Annotated in this window: 19 protein-coding genes; 11 read left to right on the top strand and 8 right to left on the bottom strand. The window is 69.3% G+C overall.

Annotated features, from left to right (window positions below; all coding sequences use genetic code 11):
- Positions 1-107 precede the first annotated feature (107 nt).
- The 4 genes from AB4Z01_RS33440 to AB4Z01_RS33425 all read left to right on the top strand — a co-directional run bounded on the left by AB4Z01_RS33440 (position 108) and on the right by AB4Z01_RS33425 (position 4,024).
- Complete coding sequence (locus AB4Z01_RS33440) at positions 108-761, top strand: peroxiredoxin (RefSeq protein ID WP_441700784.1); 654 nt, start codon at positions 108-110, stop codon at positions 759-761.
- A gap of 9 nt (positions 762-770) precedes the next feature.
- On the top strand, positions 771-1,016 hold the full coding sequence (locus AB4Z01_RS33435; protein ID WP_441700782.1) for a hypothetical protein: 246 nt from the start codon (positions 771-773) through the stop codon (positions 1,014-1,016).
- Between the two features lie 142 nt (positions 1,017-1,158).
- Positions 1,159-1,779, top strand: a complete 621-nt coding sequence (locus tag AB4Z01_RS33430) for a hypothetical protein (RefSeq protein WP_441700780.1) — start codon at positions 1,159-1,161, stop codon at positions 1,777-1,779.
- Between the two features lie 433 nt (positions 1,780-2,212).
- Positions 2,213-4,024 (top strand): ABC transporter ATP-binding protein, encoded by a 1,812-nt coding sequence (locus AB4Z01_RS33425; protein WP_441700779.1) that lies wholly within the window; start codon positions 2,213-2,215, stop codon positions 4,022-4,024.
- Positions 4,025-4,040: 16 nt separating this feature from the next.
- Here the strand turns inward: AB4Z01_RS33425 and AB4Z01_RS33420 are convergent, their stop codons facing one another.
- The gene (locus tag AB4Z01_RS33420; RefSeq protein WP_441700778.1) at positions 4,041-4,949 is read right to left on the bottom strand and encodes a LysR family transcriptional regulator; all 909 of its coding nucleotides are present in this window, start codon (positions 4,947-4,949) and stop codon (positions 4,041-4,043) included.
- 110 nt (positions 4,950-5,059) lie between these two features.
- On the opposite strand from AB4Z01_RS33420, the gene AB4Z01_RS33415 reads away from it, so the two are divergent.
- From AB4Z01_RS33415 to AB4Z01_RS33405, 3 genes are all read left to right on the top strand, one after another.
- A complete protein-coding gene (locus AB4Z01_RS33415; RefSeq protein ID WP_441700776.1) occupies positions 5,060-5,815 on the top strand; it encodes an SDR family oxidoreductase in 756 nt (251 codons plus the stop codon).
- A gap of 96 nt (positions 5,816-5,911) precedes the next feature.
- A complete protein-coding gene (locus AB4Z01_RS33410) occupies positions 5,912-6,148 on the top strand; it encodes an SMP-30/gluconolactonase/LRE family protein (RefSeq protein WP_441700774.1) in 237 nt (78 codons plus the stop codon).
- Positions 6,149-6,182: 34 nt separating this feature from the next.
- A complete protein-coding gene (locus AB4Z01_RS33405; protein WP_441700772.1) occupies positions 6,183-6,596 on the top strand; it encodes a fosfomycin resistance glutathione transferase in 414 nt (137 codons plus the stop codon).
- Between the two features lie 167 nt (positions 6,597-6,763).
- On the opposite strand, the gene AB4Z01_RS33400 is transcribed toward AB4Z01_RS33405, so the two are convergent.
- The gene (locus AB4Z01_RS33400; protein ID WP_441700770.1) at positions 6,764-7,633 is read right to left on the bottom strand and encodes a glutamate racemase; all 870 of its coding nucleotides are present in this window, start codon (positions 7,631-7,633) and stop codon (positions 6,764-6,766) included.
- Positions 7,634-7,748: 115 nt separating this feature from the next.
- Here AB4Z01_RS33400 and AB4Z01_RS33395 point away from each other — a divergent pair, with 115 nt between their 5' ends.
- Both AB4Z01_RS33395 and AB4Z01_RS33390 read left to right on the top strand, forming a co-directional pair.
- The gene (locus AB4Z01_RS33395) at positions 7,749-8,234 is read left to right on the top strand and encodes a hypothetical protein (protein ID WP_441700768.1); all 486 of its coding nucleotides are present in this window, start codon (positions 7,749-7,751) and stop codon (positions 8,232-8,234) included.
- 183 nt (positions 8,235-8,417) lie between these two features.
- Complete coding sequence (locus AB4Z01_RS33390) at positions 8,418-8,900, top strand: GNAT family N-acetyltransferase (RefSeq protein ID WP_441700766.1); 483 nt, start codon at positions 8,418-8,420, stop codon at positions 8,898-8,900.
- Here the strand turns inward: AB4Z01_RS33390 and AB4Z01_RS33385 are convergent.
- The 5 genes from AB4Z01_RS33385 to AB4Z01_RS33365 form a co-directional block, all read right to left on the bottom strand.
- Positions 8,897-9,442 (bottom strand): GNAT family N-acetyltransferase, encoded by a 546-nt coding sequence (locus AB4Z01_RS33385; RefSeq protein ID WP_441700764.1) that lies wholly within the window; start codon positions 9,440-9,442, stop codon positions 8,897-8,899. The two genes, AB4Z01_RS33390 and AB4Z01_RS33385, sit on opposite strands and share 4 nt — an antisense overlap.
- Positions 9,443-9,511: 69 nt before the next feature.
- A complete protein-coding gene (locus tag AB4Z01_RS33380) occupies positions 9,512-10,690 on the bottom strand; it encodes a helix-turn-helix transcriptional regulator (RefSeq protein ID WP_441700762.1) in 1,179 nt (392 codons plus the stop codon).
- A 316-nt stretch (positions 10,691-11,006) separates the two neighbouring features.
- Complete coding sequence (cobT, locus tag AB4Z01_RS33375) at positions 11,007-12,866, bottom strand: cobaltochelatase subunit CobT (RefSeq protein WP_441700760.1); 1,860 nt, start codon at positions 12,864-12,866, stop codon at positions 11,007-11,009.
- Positions 12,867-12,976: 110 nt separating this feature from the next.
- The gene (gene cobS / locus AB4Z01_RS33370) at positions 12,977-13,957 is read right to left on the bottom strand and encodes a cobaltochelatase subunit CobS (protein WP_441700758.1); all 981 of its coding nucleotides are present in this window, start codon (positions 13,955-13,957) and stop codon (positions 12,977-12,979) included.
- A 33-nt stretch (positions 13,958-13,990) separates the two neighbouring features.
- Complete coding sequence (locus tag AB4Z01_RS33365) at positions 13,991-14,518, bottom strand: J domain-containing protein (RefSeq protein WP_429225156.1); 528 nt, start codon at positions 14,516-14,518, stop codon at positions 13,991-13,993.
- Positions 14,519-14,741: 223 nt separating this feature from the next.
- Between AB4Z01_RS33365 and AB4Z01_RS33360 the strand changes: the two genes are divergently transcribed.
- Positions 14,742-15,029 (top strand): BolA family protein, encoded by a 288-nt coding sequence (locus tag AB4Z01_RS33360; protein ID WP_441700757.1) that lies wholly within the window; start codon positions 14,742-14,744, stop codon positions 15,027-15,029.
- Between the two features lie 13 nt (positions 15,030-15,042).
- On the opposite strand, the gene AB4Z01_RS33355 is transcribed toward AB4Z01_RS33360, so the two are convergent.
- Complete coding sequence (locus AB4Z01_RS33355; RefSeq protein WP_441700755.1) at positions 15,043-15,615, bottom strand: TetR/AcrR family transcriptional regulator; 573 nt, start codon at positions 15,613-15,615, stop codon at positions 15,043-15,045.
- Between the two features lie 163 nt (positions 15,616-15,778).
- Between AB4Z01_RS33355 and AB4Z01_RS33350 the strand changes: the two genes are divergently transcribed.
- A complete protein-coding gene (locus AB4Z01_RS33350; RefSeq protein WP_441700754.1) occupies positions 15,779-16,552 on the top strand; it encodes a glucose 1-dehydrogenase in 774 nt (257 codons plus the stop codon).
- Positions 16,553-16,608: the final 56 nt, after the last annotated feature.

Below are 16,608 nucleotides of genomic sequence, written 5' to 3'. Positions count from 1 at the left end.
AGCTTATACCGCGCCCCGCCATCGGGACCAGCCGGTTGGCCCTGGCGGCCCGGCTGGATTATCCTCCGCTCACGTCGCCGTCACCGCCGTCAGCAGTGAGTCCCGCCATGACCGAAACCTCCCCCCTGCCCAGCCTGCCCCGCCTCGGGCAGATGGCCCCGCCCTTCGAAGCCGAGACCACCCATGGGCGCTTGGCGCTCGAGGATTTCCGCGGCAGCTGGGTCGTGCTGTTCTCGCACCCGGCCGACTTTACCCCGGTCTGCACCACCGAATTCGTCGCCTTTGCCCGGATCGCCCCGGCGCTGAAGGAGCGCGGGGTCGAACTGCTGGGCCTGTCGATCGACAGCATCTATGCCCATCTGGCCTGGACTAAGCGGATCGAGGAGCTGTTCGGCACGAAGATCCCGTTTCCGGTGATCGCCGACGGCGACCGCAAGGTGGCGACGCTGTACGGCATGATCATGCCGGAGCAGTCGGGCACCGAGACCAGCCGCTGCGTCTTCGTCATCGATCCGACCGGGGTGGTGCGGGCGATGATCTACTATCCGCTGACCACCGGCCGGAACATCGACGAGATCCTGCGCCTGGTCGACGCGCTGCAGACCACCGACAAGCACAAGGTCGCGACCCCGGCCGACTGGCGCCCCGGCGGCAAGGTGATCGTGCCGGCGCCGCGCACGATCGAGGATGCCGACGCCCGGGCCAAGGGCGGCTATGCCTATACCGACTTCTGGTATTGCGAGACCGAGGTGAAGGGCTGATCCGGGTCCATGGCCTGCATCAACCCGGACGGCACGCTGACCGAGGTGGCGAAGCGTAGCCTCACCCTGCTCGCCGTCCCGCATACCGCGGCAGGGTTGGCCGAGGCCGCCGGCCTGCCGCTGTGGCGGGTGCGCGCCACCCTGCGAGAGACCGGCCGGGCCAAGCTGGTCGCCTGTCTCGACCCCGATGCCGCCGATCCGTCCTGGCAGCTCACCGAGCTTGGTGCCGAGGCACTGGAGCTGAGCCAGGACTGATCACGCTTTACTGATGCATCACAATGGGATATGGGTTCGAGTTGAAGCACGTTGTGAGCCCGGCCGGTGCGGCGGAGCATTTCGAATTCTGTCGGCGGGGCTTCTGCGCTAAAGTGCGGGCGATGGATCTGCGGGGGTACCGATGAGGATGATGAAGGGTTTTGCGGTGGCCGCATTGGCCGCCATGGCGTTGGCGGCTTGCCAGGAGGCACCGCCGCCGAAGCCACAGACGGGGGGGCTGTTCCCCGATGTCGGCAACTACCAGCCGGTGAACCTGCCGGCGAAGGCACAGTTGACGCCGACCGAGGTGCGCTACGACCTGCTGGTCAAGTTGCAGACCGAGATGATGGTCACCGGGCTGAGCTGCAAGGAAGAATTCAAGGATCCGATCATCTTCCGGACCTTCAGCCAGTGGGTGGTCAACAACGACGACCGCATCCTGGAGACCCAGGACAAGCTCGGCCGGCTGCTTGGCAAGTACGGCAAGGGCAACGGCCAGCGTCTGTTCGACACCTATCGCACCAAGATGGCGAACGACGAATCGCAGCGCATGCAGCGGATGACGCAGGCGGCCTATTGCCTGGCGCGCCAGGATCAGTTCGCCGAGGTGGTCAAGTACACGCCGCAGCAGCTCGACGAGTATCTGAACAAGACCTACGAGCAGCTGCACACCCGCTACAACGAGGTCGGGTCGAAGACCCAGACGGCGGCGGCGCCTGCCGACAAGGCGGCGGCTCCGGCGGTCAAGCCGAAGAAGCCGTAAGCACCAGTTTTCTCTTTTGCCGATCCATCCGGAAAGGGCCGCGTGAGCGGTCCTTTTTCGTCTCTAATCCACATCAGCCCGATAATCTTCCCATCGCGACTTGCTGAAACATTCTGTCGCTGGTATCAAGAACCTCCCGTCGGTCGCGGCGGGTTGAACGGCATCCACAAAAACGGCAGAGGGGAGTTGCAGTGACATCGCCACGCATCGTCAGCTCCCCGGACCTCCGTCACTAGGTAGGTCCGCTTCCGCGCTCCCGGCTGGTTTGGCCCCGGGGGCCTCCGGATCCCGCCGAGGACGCCCAACGGGCCTGTACCGCCCGGGCGCCCCACTCGAAACCCTCAGATCGCCGTCGGTGCCGGGCCCTCGCCCTCGCCGACTCGCCTGAACCGTTCAGCCGGGAGGATGCCGCTTCGGCGGTGTCGGAACGACCGTGGCGCCAGACCAGACCACCAAAGACCAGACCACCAACCAGAATCCTCTGCTGCGCGTGCTGCGCTTCAGCTACGGCCATTGGCGCCGCCATCCACTGCAGATCGCGGTGGGTATCGGCGGCGTGGTGGCCTCAACCGGCATCGACGTCGTGCTGCCGGTGTTCGCCGGCCATATGGTCGACGCCATCGCCTCCGGCCCCGGCGGTTACGACGCGGCGCTGCAGGCGCTGCTGACCATCGTCGCCCTCGGCATCGTCTATGTGGCGCTGCGCGACACGGTGTTCCGCGCCATCATCCGGCTCACCACGCGGGTCATGCAGGCGATGACGCAGGAGGCGTTCTGGCGCGTCCAGCGCTTCTCCACCGACTGGCACGCCAACGCCTTCGCCGGTGCCACGGTGCGCAAGATCAACCGCGGCACCTGGGCGATGGACCTGCTGAACGACGTGATCCTGGTCGAACTGCTGCCCTCGATCCTGATCCTGCTCGGCGCCACCGCGCTCTTGGCGGCGCGCTGGCCGCTGATGGGGGCCGCGGTGGCGGCGGGCGTCGCCGTGTTCCTGCTGGTCAGCCTGGTGCTGGTGCTGCGCTACGTGGCCCCGGCGGCGCGGCTGGCCAACGAGATGGACTCGAAGCTCGGCGGCAACCTGGCGGATTCGATCGGCTGCAACGCCGTGGTCAAGACCTTCGGCGCCGAGCGCCGCGAGGACAGCTTCATCGCCCGCACGGTCGAGATCTGGCGCCAGCGCACCATCCGCACCTGGCATCGCGGCACCAATTCCGGCACCACCCAGAACCTGCTGATGGTGGGGCTGAACGGCATGGTGCTGGGCATCGGCCTGTGGCTGTGGGGCCGCGGCATGGCGACGCCGGGCGACATCACCTACATCCTCGGCACTTACGCCCTGATCCACGGCTATCTGCGCGGCGTCGGCATGCATGTCCGCAACCTGCAGCGTGCGGTCAACGACATGGAGGAGCTGGTCGACTTCATGGACCAGCCGCTCGGGGTCGAGGACCGGCCGGCAGCGCCGGAGATCAAGGTCGAGGCCGGACGGATCGACTTCGACGCCGTCACCTTCCGCTATCAGGGGCAGAAGCAGCCGATCTATGACGGCTTCACCCTGGCCATCGCCCCGGGCGAGCGGATCGGCCTGGTCGGCCATTCCGGCAGCGGCAAGAGCACCTTCGTCAAGCTGGTGCAGCGCCTGTACGATCTGAACGGCGGCGCCATCCGCATCGACGGCCAGGACATCGCCGGGGTGACGCAGGAGAGCCTGCGCCGCCAGATCGCCCTGGTGCCGCAGGAGCCGGTGCTGTTCCACCGCTCGCTGGCGGAGAACATCGCCTATGGCCGGCCCGACGCGACGATGGAGCAGATCGTCGACGCGGCGACGCAGGCCTATGCCCATGACTTCATCGCCCGCCTGCCGCAGGGTTACGACACGATGGTCGGCGAGCGCGGGGTGAAGCTGTCGGGCGGCGAGCGTCAGCGCGTCGCACTGGCCCGTGCCATCCTGGCGGACGCCCCGGTCCTGATCCTGGACGAGGCGACGTCCAGCCTGGACAGCGTGTCGGAATCGCTGATCCAGGCGGCGGTGGAGAAGCTGATCGTCGGCCGCACCACGATCATCGTCGCGCACCGGCTGTCGACAGTGCAGAAGGTCGACCGCATCCTGGTGTTCGACCGCGGCCGGATCGTCGAGCAAGGCACCCATGCCGAGCTGGTGAAGCGCGAGGGCGGCCATTACCGCGAGCTGTTCGAGCACCAGGCGATGGGGCTGATCGATGGCCAGGAGGAGGCGGCGTAAGCCGCCTCCGACGTCCCTAGCCGCCCTCGGCCGACGGCAGGCGGGCCGCGAACTCCGCCGCCAGCCAGTCGATGAACACCCGAACCCGCGGCGACAGCTGCCGGCTGTGCGGATACAGCACATAGACCGGCGCCGGGGCGGGCGGCGTGCCGGCCAGCACCTCGACCATGGTGCCGGCCGCCATGTCCTCGAGCAGCCGGTAGCGCGGCAGCTGGATCAGCCCCAGCCCCAGCCGGCCGGCGGCGAAGTAGATCTCGGCGCCCGCCGCCGACACCGTCACCGGCAGCGTGACGTCGTGCCGGGCACCGTCGACCGTGAACTCCAGCGGCAGCAGCGCGCCGGTGGCGGAGGACAGAAAGCCGACCATGCGGTGGCCGTCGAGGTCGTCCGGCATCCGCGGCGTGCCGAACCGCTGCAGATAGGCCGGGCTGGCGAAGGTGCCTTCCGCCAGCACCGCGATCCGCCGCCCGATCAGCGTGCTGTCGGCGGGCTGCCCGACCCGCAGCACGCAGTCCACGCCTTCGCGCACCAGGTCGATGAAGCGGTCGCCCTCGCCGAAATGCAGCCGGATGTCCGGGTATTCCTCCAGGAACCGCGGCAGGCCCGGCATCATGAAGGACCGGGCCAGGATGCCGTGCACGTTCACCCGCAGCAGCCCCTTGGGCTTGGCGCCGGTGAAGGCGGACTCGGCCTCCTCGATATCGGCCAGGATCGACAGGCAGCGCTGGTAATAGGCCTCGCCGTCCAGGGTCGGGCTGACCTGCCGGGTGGTCCGCTGCAGCAGCCGCACGCCCAGTCGCGCCTCCAGCTGCTTGACCCCTTCGGTGGCGGTCGAGCGCGGCAGGCCGAGATCCTGTGCCGCGAGCGAGAAGCTGCGGCGTTCGACCACCCGCAGGAACAGCCGCATCGCATCCAGCCGGTCCATGGGATTTGTTCCCGAATTCCGAACGATGATGCCGGATAAAACCAGATTATCCGGAAGCGGATAAGATCCATCTTTTCTTCACCGACACGATGTCGGGTTTGGAGGAAAAGATGAGCGAACGGAGCAGCAAGGTCGCGCCCAACAAGGTCGCGATCGTCAGCGGCGCCTCGCGCGGCATCGGCGCCGCGATCGCCGAGCGCCTCGCCCGGGACGGCTTCACCGTCGTCGTCAACTATGCCGGCAATGCCGAGGCCGCCGAGGCCCTGGCCCAAAGCATCGAGCAGGCGGGCGGCCGCGCCCTGACCGCCCAGGCCGACGTCGCCGACCCGGCCGCGGTGCGCCGCATGTTCGAGGCGGCCGAGACCGCCTTCGGCGGTGTCGACGTGGTGGTGAACAATGCCGGCATCATGCAGCTGGCGCGGATCGCCGACGCCGACGACGCGCTGTTCGACAAGACGGTCGCGATCAACCTGAAGGGCACTTTCAACGTGCTGCGCGAGGCCGCCAGGCGGCTGCGCGACGGCGGCCGGATCGTCAGCATCTCGACCAGCGTGGTCGGCACCAGGCTGGAAACCTATGGCATCTACACCGCGACGAAGGCGGCCGTGGAGACGCTGACCGGCATCCTGGCGAAGGAGCTGCGTGGCCGCAGCATCACCGTCAACGCCGTGGCCCCGGGCCCGGTCGGCACCGAGCTGTTCTTCCACGGCAAGTCGCCGGAGCTGGTCGAACGCCTTGCCAAGGCCGCCCCGCTGGAGCGGCTAGGCACGCCGCAGGACGTCGCCGCGGCGGTGTCCTTCCTGGCTGGCCCGGATGGCGGCTGGGTCAACGGCCAGGTCCTGCGCGCCAATGGCGGCCTGGTCTGACGCCGCCGGATCGGCCTGGACGGGACCGGCGGCGGCGCTATCGTGCGAAAACAGGAACGCCGTGGCCGGGTCCGGCCGAACCCGATGGGGAGAGCAGTGCCTGACGTCCGGGGCAACATCTGCGTCGCCACGCTGATCACCGGCTGCATCACCGTGATCGCCCCGGACGGCGCCGTGCTGGACCAGGTGATGCTGCCGGACGACCCGATCGTGACCAACATCTGCTTCGGCGGGCCGGAGCGGAGGACCACCTACATCACCCTGTCCGGCACCGGGCGGCTGGTGGCGATGGAGTGGCTGGAGCCGGGACTTGAGCTGGCCTATTCCCGATAGTGTCCCAGGCGTGTGGCGGGGAGGAGAGGCGCCGATGGTCACCGGCATCAATCACATCACCCTGGCGATCAGCGATGTCGAGAGATCGTTCCGGTTCTATGTCGATGTGCTGGGGCTGAAGCCTTTGGCGAAATGGAGCCGGGGTGCCTATCTGCTGGCCGGGGATCTCTGGCTCTGCCTCAGCGTCGACGAGAAGACGCGGTCGTCACCCCATCCCGACTACACGCACATAGCCTTCAGTGTCGCCGATTTCGACGCCTGCGCGAAAAGGCTGGTCGACCACGGCGCTCCGATCTGGCGCATCAACCAGACCGAAGGGCCGTCGGTCTATTTCCTCGATCCCGACAGCCACAAGCTCGAGATCCACGATGGCGACTGGCGGACGCGCCTGCGGTCGATGCGCGATAACCCATGGGAAGCCGGGATCCGGTTCTTTTCGAATGGCTAGCTCGCAGCACCGATTTAGCCGACTTCCAACAATAACTAAACCAAAGCTGTCATGCCCGGGCTTGACCCGGGCATCCAGAGGCTATCGACATCTTCTGGATTGCCGGGTCAAGCCCGGCAATGACAATAAAGGAATTGCCCTTGGTGTGTTTATTCTCGGGTGCGACCCTACCGTGTCTCGGCCAGCGCCTCCGTGCCGATCGGCCGGAACGGTGCCGGACGGCCGTGGAAACGGGTGGCGAGGGCGGTGACCAGCTCGGCATCCCCGGTGGTGAAGAACAGCGGCGATGCCTCGGCCCCGCCGGCGGTGTCGAATTCGGGGTGGCGCTGCAGATAGGCCTTCAGGCTGCGCGCCGTGATGTCGGGCTGGGACAGCATCTCGACGCCCGGCGGCAGCGCCGCGGCGAACAGGTCGGCGACCAGCGGGTAATGGGTGCAGCCCAGGATCACCGCATCCGGCGGCACACCCCGCAGCTGCCGCATCAGCAGCGCCGCGTAGCGCCGCACGGCGCGGCGCAGCACCGCCTCCGGCGCCGCCCGCTCGATCAGCGTCACCAGCACCGGGCAGGCCTGCTGCACCACCGTGATCTCGGGCGCCCGCTTGCCGATCTCCTCGACGAAGGCGCCGGTCCGGACCGTGTGGCGGGTGGCGAAGATGGCGACGGTGCGCGGCTCGCCGCGATGCCGGCCGGTGCGGATGTCGGCCATCCAGGGCACGCCGGTGATCGCCTCCACCATCGGCACCAGCACGCCGATCACCCGCCGGTCGGGATGGTGCTGCGGCAGCCAGCTCTGCTGCAGCCGGCGCAGCCCGGTGGCCGCGGCGGTGTTGCAGGCCAGGACCACCAGCCGGCAGCCCAGGCCGAACAGCCGCTCCACCGCCGCCACGGTCAGGCGGTAGATCTCCTCCGGCTCGCGGTTGCCGTAGGGGGCGTGGCCGTGGTCGCCGAGATAGAGGAAGCGCTGCTGCGGCAGGTGCCGGGTCAGCGCCTGCAGCACCGTCAGCCCGCCATGTCCCGAATCGAAAACCCCGATCATCCGCATCCCCGTGGCGCTGTCCTCGCGGTACCGGATCTCGGGGGCATTCTCAAGGCAATTGGCCGTCGGGTCGGCGGCGAGTAAGACGGAGGCGGCAATGGATGGGCGACAGGCCATGGACATCATCTGCATCAACGGGCCGATCAATGCCGGCAAGTCGACGGTCGGCCGGCGCCTGGCCGGCCTGCTGCCTGGCACTGCCTTCGTCGACGGCGACGACCACGACGCGCCGGACGGCGCCGGCCTCAACACCCGCATCGCTGCCGGCCTGGCCAGGATCGAGGCGCTGATCGCCGCCGCCAAGAACGATTTGGTGATCGCCCATCCGTTGCGGCCGCAGGATCACGCCCGCCTGGCCGTGGCGGCGGGCCGGTGCGGGGCGCGACTGTTCGTGGTTACGCTGGCGCCGCCGATCGACGTGGCGCTGGCCGATCGCGGCAGCCGGACGCTGTCGGCGGCGGAGCGCGCCCGGATCGTCGAGATGTATGCGGAAGGCTATGCCGGCCCCGCCTTCTCCGACCTCGTCCTCGACAATTCCGCCCAGACCCCGGACCAGGCGGCCGCCGCCATCGCCGAAGCGCTGGCCCGGCCGCGCGGTTGACCGCGGCCCGGCCCGCCGATAGCCTGCCGGCATGACCCGTCGTCCTCGCCCCGCTCCGCGATACGGTGCCCCGCCCTTCTGAGGCGGCGGGGACAATCTTTCATGCCCATTCCATGCCGCCGGTTCCGGCGGCATTTCCATATGGGGTCTCCGGGGCCGCGCGGCGCCACCAGGAGACCCGACATGCTCATCATCCGCCCGGCCCGTCCTGACGAGCACCCGGCGCTTTGCGTCCTGTTCGCCGAGCTCGACCGCTTCCACCGCGAGGTCCGGCCCGACATCTTCGTCGAGCCGGCGGGCCCGGCGCGCAGCCCGGAGCTGATCGCCGGCCTGATCGAAGGTCCCGGCACCACCATCCTGGTCGCCGAGGACCACGGCGCCCTGGCCGGCCTGGCCACGTTGGCCGAGAAGGTGATCCCGGCCAATCCGGTCCGGCCGGAGCGCCGCATTGCCGAGATCGACAACCTGGTGGTGCTGCCGTGCCATCGCCGCCGCGGCATCGCCGGGCTGCTGCTGCGCCGCGCCGAGGACTGGGCCCGCGGCCGCAGCATCGGCAGCCTCGAGCTCGGCGTCTGGGAGTTCAACGCCGGGGCCGTCGCCTGCTACGAGGCAGCCGGCTTCGCGCCGACCACCCGCCGCCTGAGCAAGGCCGTCGCACCGCCTTAGCGAGCCCGGCCCCGCCAGTCTTCCCGGCTCTGGCCCCAGATCTCGATCTTGGTGTCGATCGGCGCCGGCAGCCGGTTCAGGCCGCGAAAGCGTGAGCCGAGCCGGCGCGCCACCGACTTGGACGGCTCGTTCTCCGGCGCGATGCAATGGATCACCTCGGTCCAGCCGAGATGATCGAAGGCCCAGTCGATCGTGGCCGCGGCGCCTTCGGTGGCATAGCCCTTGCCCCAGGCGGCGCGGCACAGGGTCCAGCCGATCTCGGTGCCCGGCCAGCCCTCGGGCTGCCAGGGGCCGAGGCGGCCGATCCAGCGCCCGGTCGCCTTCTCGATCACCGAGAAGTTGGCGAAGCCCTGGATCGTCCAAGCGCCGGCCATGGTGAGGAAGCCGCGCCAGACCACGGTGCGCAGCTGCACCCCGCCGATGAAGCGGGCGGCCTCCGGGTCGGCCATCAACTCGGCCCAGCTGTCGAAATCCTCGGCTCGGGGCAGGCGCAGGATCAGCCGGTCGGTCTCCAGCACCGGCGCAGGCTCCGGGGTCGGCATCGGGTGTCTCCTGAATCGGGGAGGCGCAGCAAAGCCCGATCCCGGCCGGCCGGTCAAGCTGTCGGCCGCTCAGCGTTCCGTCGCGGCGCCGAGGTCGGGGGCGGCGAAGCTGTGCAGCAGCAGGCGCACCAGCTCGGCCTGCCGGTGCGTCTCGGTCTTCTCGAACACCTGCTTCAGATAATGGCGGGCGGTGCCGACCGAGATGCCCAGGCTTTCGGCGGCCTCCGCCGGGCCGAGGCCGCTGGCGATCAGCGCCGCCAGGTCGGATTCGCGCCGGGTCAGGCCATAGGCGCCGGCCAGGCCGGCGGTGTCGATGCGGCAGCGGCGGTCGGGGTCGGAGATCAGCACCGCCACGGCGCCCGGTTCGCCGGGGACCGTGCCGCGGTCGGGCGTGGGGGCCGGGATGACGGTCAGGATCAGGGGCCCGTTCGGCGGCCGGCGCGACACCGGGATGCGCAGCATCACGGCGGCGGCATGGCTCAGCGCGTCATCGGCCGTGTCCGGCCCGCCGGCCAGCAGCATCGCCGCGGCGATCGCCTGGTGCAGCGCCCGGGTCTGGGCCGGCAGGGTGGTGGCGAGGCCGTAGGCGTCGGCCAGCAGCCCGTCGCGCTCCGCGATCACCGCCTCGGCCCGCTCGCTGCGATAGACCGGCCGGCCGTGCCGGTTCAGCAGGATCAGGCCGAGGCCCAGCGCGTCGATCGCGGCCAGGGCGCCGGTCGCGCGCGGGTCGATCCCGGCCAGGCGGCGGTTCAGCTTGCCGGCCTTGGCCAGATGCGGCACCAGGGCCTGCAGCCGGTTGAGCTCCTCGGCGCCGAAATCGCGCTCGTCCAGCGGCCGGCAGATGCGGACGGCGGACCAGCCGGATGAGCCACGCCACGGCACCGCCACCGCCGCCAGGCCGCCGCCGATCGGCCGGATCAGCTGCTGGTAGAAATCCGTCCGCTCATAGTCCTGGACCGGCACCAGGGACGACTGGGTGCGGGCGGCTCCGGCCGGGAAGCGCTGCATCTGCTCGGCCCAGAAATCGCTGTGCAGGATCTGGTCGCAGCGGTCGCCATGCTGCCGCGCATCCATCCGGGAGCAGGTGGAGAGCTGGACGCCGTCGAGGCCGTTCATGGTGAACACGGCATGCGAGCCGCCGACCAGGTCGCGCACGGCGTCGAGGCACTGCGGCCACTCCTCCGGCTCCATCGCGGCATCATAGATCCGCTGCACGGTCCTGAGGATCACCTGCGCGCCCGCGGTCACGCGATCGACCCCTTCGCGTGGTTCGCCGGATCGAAACCAACCGCCGCCTGCGTGCCGCCCGCAAGTCGATCATGGTGTACCGGCATTCCTGCGCTCCAAAATATCCTAGAACAGGAAAATACGCCGCTAGTCGAACCGTCCGATTTCCGAACAACGCCAATCCACGAGGGCGACATCGCGGCAATGCCGCGAACGTCTTCCCCGATCGGAAGGATCATACCGTGTTTTTCTCGATGCGATTAGAGCACTTTTATTATGGCAATGATGTGGAGTTGCCGCGGCGAAGGCAGGGCGATTCGGCGTGAGCCGGCTGATCTCAGCTCGCCCGGCGCATCGTGGCGGCCTTCTTCGGCTCCTCGTCGAACAGCTCGGCCAGCTTGTCGATCATGGTGCCGCCCAGCTGCTCGGCGTCGACGATGGTGACGGCGCGGCGATAGTAGCGGGTCACGTCATGGCCGATGCCGATCGCCACCAGCTCCACCGGCGACCAGCGCTCGATATACTCGATCACCTGCTTCAGGTGCCGCTCGAGATAGTTGCCGGGGTTGACGGACAGCGTCGAATCGTCGACCGGGGCACCATCGGAGATCACCATCAGGATGCGCCGCTGCTCCTGCCGCCCGACGATGCGGTTGTGGGCCCACAGCAGCGCCTCGCCGTCGATGTTCTCCTTCAGCACGCCCTCGCGCAGCATCAGGCCGAGGTTCTTGCGGGCCCGGCGCCAGGGCGCGTCGGCGGATTTGTAGACGATGTGGCGCAGGTCGTTCAGCCGGCCGGGATTCTGCGGCTTGCTCTGCTGGATCCAGCGCTCGCGCGCCATGCCGCCCTTCCAGGCGCGGGTGGTGAAGCCGAGGATCTCGACCTTCACGCCGCAGCGCTCCAGCGTCCGCGCCAGGATGTCGGCCGCAATCGCGGCGATGGTGATCGGCCGGCCGCGCATCGACCCGGAATTGTCGATCAGCAGGGTCACGACCGTGTCGCGGAAGTCGGTGTCCTGCTCCATCTTGAAGGACAGCGGCGTCAGCGGGTTGATCACCACGCGGGCCAGGCGGGCGGCATCGAGGATGCCCTCCTCCAGGTCGAAGTCCCAGGACCGGGTCTGCTTGGCCATCAGCTTGCGCTGCAGCCGGTTGGCCAGCTTGGCGATCACGCCCTGCAGGTGCTGCAGCTGCTGGTCCAGCATCAGCCGCAGCCGCGACAGCTCGTCGGCGTCGCACAGGTCCTCGGCCGCCACCATCTCGTCGAACTGGGTGGTGAAGGCCTTATAGTTCAGCCCGTTCGGGTCCAGCGCGCCAGTCTGGTCGTCGCGCCAGGGCTGGCCCGGCGACTCGGTGTCCTCGGTCGAGAACTCGTCGGAATCGTCGTCGGCCGACTCCTCCTGCTGGGCGCCCTCGGCATCGGTCTCGTCGCCGCTCTCGGGGTCGCTGTCGCTGTCATCGGCCTCGGCGCTGACCTGTTCGCCCTCGCGGCCCTGCTCCTCCGGCTGCTCGCCATCGGCCTTGTCGTCGTCCTCGCCGTCCTCGTCCTCCTGGCTCTCGTCTTCCTGGCCGATCTCGACGTCGAGCTCGGCCAGCAGGTGCTTGGCGCAGCGGGCATAGGCCTCCTGGTCGTCCATGGCGTCGGCCAGCTCGTGCAGCGAGCGGCCGATGCGGCTCTCCAGCCAGGACCGCCAGAGGTCGGCGGCGTGGCGGGCGTTCGGCGGCGGCTTCTCGCCGGTCATCGCCTCGCGCGCGGCCAGCCGCACCGCCTCGGCCAGCGGCACCTGCTCGCGCTCGGTGACGCGGTCCAGCCCCTGGCGCTTGAAGCGGTCGTCCAGCGCCGCCGCCAGATTGCCGGCGACGCCGGCCATCTGGGTGGCGCCGATCGCCTCGCAGCGCGCCTGCTCCAACGCCTCGAAGGCGGCGCGGGCGACGTCGCCCTGCGGCATGCGGGCGGYGTGCGTCTTGGCATTGTGGTGGCGCAGCCGCAGCGCCACGGCATCGGCGGCGCCGCGCACCTTGGCGACCTCGGCCGAGGTCAAGAGGCGCGAGGGCTGCGGCAGCCGGGCCCGGGTGCCGGCGACGCCGGCCGGCTCGCTGGAATAGGCCACGGTGATGTCGGGCCGCTCGGCGATGGCCCGCACCGTCGCCGTGGTGGCGCGCTTGAACACCTCGATCGGGCTGTCGTCCTGGGGCATCCGCTCTTCCGCCGGTGGTTGGGTTCGCCCACGGCGAACCCAACATGGCTCTTTCGTCTCGATGTTAGGTTCGCGGTTGCGAACCCAACCTACTCACAAACCGGCCGGCCTTACGCCAGATGGGCGCGGACGCCGCTTTCCGGCAGCTCGGTGCCGAAGCAGCGCTGGTAGTACTCGGCCACGGTCGAGCGCTCGACCTCGTCGCATTTGTTCAGGAAGGTCAGGCGGAAGGCGAAGCCGACATCGCCGAAGATGCGCGCATTCTCGGCCCAGGTGATCACCGTGCGCGGTGACATCACGGTCGAGATGTCGCCGCCGATGAAGCCGGCGCGGGTCAGGTCGGCCAGGCGGACCATGGCGTTGATCTTGGTGCGGCCTTCCTCGGTGTCGAAGTCCGGCACCTTGGCCAGGACGATCTCGACCTCGGCATCATGCGGCAGGTAGTTCAGCGTGGCGACGATCGACCAGCGGTCCATCTGGCCCTGGTTGATCTGCTGGGTGCCGTGATACAGGCCGGTGGTATCGCCCAGGCCGACGGTGTTGGCGGTGGAGAAGATGCGGAAGGCCGGGTGCGGCTTGATCACCCGGTTCTGGTCCAAGAGGGTCAGCTTGCCCTCGACCTCCAGCACGCGCTGGATCACGAACATCACGTCCGGCCGGCCGGCGTCGTATTCGTCGAACACGATGGCGCAGGGGTTCTGCAGCGCCCAGGGCAGGATGCCCTCGCGGAACTCGGTCACCTGCTTGCCGTCGCGCAGCACGATGGCGTCCTTGCCGACCAGGTCGATGCGGCTGATGTGGCTGTCCAGGTTGACCCGGACGCACGGCCAGTTCAGCCGCGCCGCCACCTGCTCGATATGGGTCGACTTGCCGGTGCCGTGATAGCCCTGGATCATCACCCGCCGGTTGTGGGCGAACCCGGCCAGGATGGCCATGGTGGTGTCGCGGTCGAAGCGGTAGGCGGTGTCGACGTCCGGCACGTGCTGCGTCGCGGCGGAGAAGGCGGGCACCTGCAGGTCGCTGTCGATGCCGAAGGTCTGCCGCACGGACACCTTGATGTCGGGCAGCGTCGAGGAGGTGTCAGCGCTCATGATCCAGTCGAAGTCCAAGTTCCAGAGTATCGGTCAGGAGGCGAAGCCGGCCTTCAGCACGCTGTAGGCGTGGTTGATGGTCTTGAACTTCTCCTCGGCGTCGCGGCTTCCGCCATTGGCGTCCGGGTGATGCAGTTTGACAAGGGTCTTGTAGCGGGCCTTGAGGGTTTTCAGGTCGAAGGGAGGAGCGATCTCGAGCGTCTTCATCGCGCTCTCCTGCTCGGTCAGGGGGCGGCCCTGCTTCGCCTCCTCCTGCGCCTCGCGGCCGGCGTGGAACGGGTTGTCGCCCGCGCCCTCGGCGAAGCTCTGATAGATCTTGGCGCGCAGCCGCTGCTCGGCCCGCCAGCTGCCCATCGGCCAGGTCGGCCGGTCCCACACGGTGTCGCGCCGCGCCTCGCGCTCGATCTGGTCGGCGCTCATGCCCTGGTAGTAGTTCCAGGCGCGGTTGTACTCCCGCACATGCTCCAGGCAGAACCACCAGTAGTCGTTCAGGTGCTGCCGCGATTTCGGCGCCCGGAACTCCCCGGCGCAGGCACAGTCCGGGCGGTCGCAGCGGCGCATCGCCGGCGCCGGCTCCTCGAATGCCCGGTACTCTCTGCGGTTTGCAGTGGCCATCCTGCGAGTATGGGGAGGGCGTTTTCGCCTGACAAGTCGATGCGGCGGAAATCTGCCCTGCCCTCGTGTCGCAGCATCGGGCCTTGCGTCATATCGGAATATCGGGTCGTACACTCCCGCCGCGGCACCGCCTCTGCTATCACCGGGGGCAGGATCGAGGAGAGGACCGATGCAGATCGCCGACCGCATGCGCCGCAAGATCGAGGAGGCGCTGGCCCCGGCCCAGCTCGAGATCATCGACGACAGCCATCGCCATGCGGGGCACGCCGGGCATGACGGCCGCGGCGAGAGCCATTTCCGGGTGCTGGTGGTGTCCGACGCCTTCGAGGGCCGCTCGCGGGTCGAACGCCAGCGCCTGGTCTACGACCTGCTGGCGGCCGAGCTGCAGGGCCGGGTCCACGCCCTGTCGCTGACCACCCGGACCCCGGCGGAGGCGGAGAAGGCTCAGAAGGGCTGACGACCAGCGGCGGTCAGGCGCCGGCCAGCGCCGTCAGCTTCTCCTTCACCCCCTGCAGGATCTCATCCGACAGCGCCGGGTCGGACACGGCGCGGGCCAGGGCCACGGCACCGGCCAGGGCGCTGACGGCCAGCAGCGCGTCGGCGCGGGTGGCGGCCGGGTTTCTCGCCCGCAGCAGCGCCAGGAACGTCTCCGCGCTGGTCTCGATATGCCGGGTGAAGGCTTCGCGCGGCCGGTCCTGCAGCCGCCCGGCCTCGCTGGCCAGGGCGGCCACGGCGCAGCCCGCCGCCGGCGCGTCGCGATGCGCCGGGCTCAGATACTCGGCGACGATCTCGGCATAGCCGGCGCCGGCCTCGCGTTCGGCGGCGACGGTCGCCCGGCTCTGGGCCAGGGCCTCATCCAGCGCCTCGGCCACCAGCGCGTCGCGCGAGCCGAAATGGCGGTAGAAGCCGCCATGGGTCAGCCCGGCCTCCTGCATCAGCTCGGCGACGCCGAGGCCGTCGACCCCCGCCTCGCGGAAGCGGCCGGCCGCGATGCGCACGATGCGGTCATGGCTGGCCGCCTTGTCCTGTCGCGAATGGCCCATCGCAAATTCCTCCTCGGCCGGTCATTGACAATCAGGATGATGATTATCATCTTCCCAATCGAGATGACAATCGTCATCCAGAATATGGGCCCGGCCGGGCACCGCTCCCAGCCCGATCCCGTCATGCTACAATCGTCGCCCGGGCGGGGCGCAGGAGACCGAGATGAGATTGCAGAACAAGGTTGCGCTGATCACCGGCGGCAATGCCGGCATCGGCCTGGCGACGGCCCGCCTGTTCGTGGCCGAGGGCGCCAAGGTGGCGATCACCGGCCGCAACCGCGAGACGCTGGACGCGGCGGCGCGCGAGCTGGGCGAGTCCGTGCTGGCGCTGCAGGCTGACGCCGGGGACTCCGCGGCGATGGAGCGGGCAGCGGCCGAGACGGCACAGCGCTTCGGCAAGCTCGACATCGTGTTCGCCAATGCCGGCATCGGCGGCACCACCCCGCTCGGCCAGACCTCGTTCGAGGCGTTCGAGCAGATCATCCGCACCAACCTGACCGGCGTGTTCTTCACCGTCCAGGCGGCGCTGCCGCATCTGAACGACGGCGCCTCGATCATCCTCACCAGCTCGGTGCACAGCGCGCTCGGCGCGGCCGGCTGGTCGGCCTATGCCGCCAGCAAGGGCGGCATCCGCTCGCTGGGCAAGGTGCTGGCGTCGGAGCTGGCGCCGCGGGGCATCCGGGTGAACGTGGTCTCGCCGGGCGCGACCGACACCGACATCTGGTCGGCCGTGGCGCCGACGCCGGAGGGCCGCGCGGCGCTGGTGCAGCACATCAGCCGCGGCATCCCGGCCGGCCGCTTCGGCAAGGCCGAGGAGGTGGCGAAGACCGTGCTGTTCCTGGCGTCGGACGACTCCAGCTACATCCAGGGCGTCGACCTGTTCGTCGACGGCGGCGCCACCGGCTCGCCTTCGGGGGCGCCGATCTATCGGGGCTGAGAGCCGCCTCGCCACCCCTCTCCGTCATGGCGAGGCGCGTAGCGCCGTGGCCATCC

The organism is Inquilinus sp. YAF38, assembly GCF_052113205.1.
Lineage (GTDB): Bacteria > Pseudomonadota > Alphaproteobacteria > DSM-16000 > Inquilinaceae > Inquilinus.
This window is presented reverse-complemented; position numbering and strand designations above follow the sequence as displayed.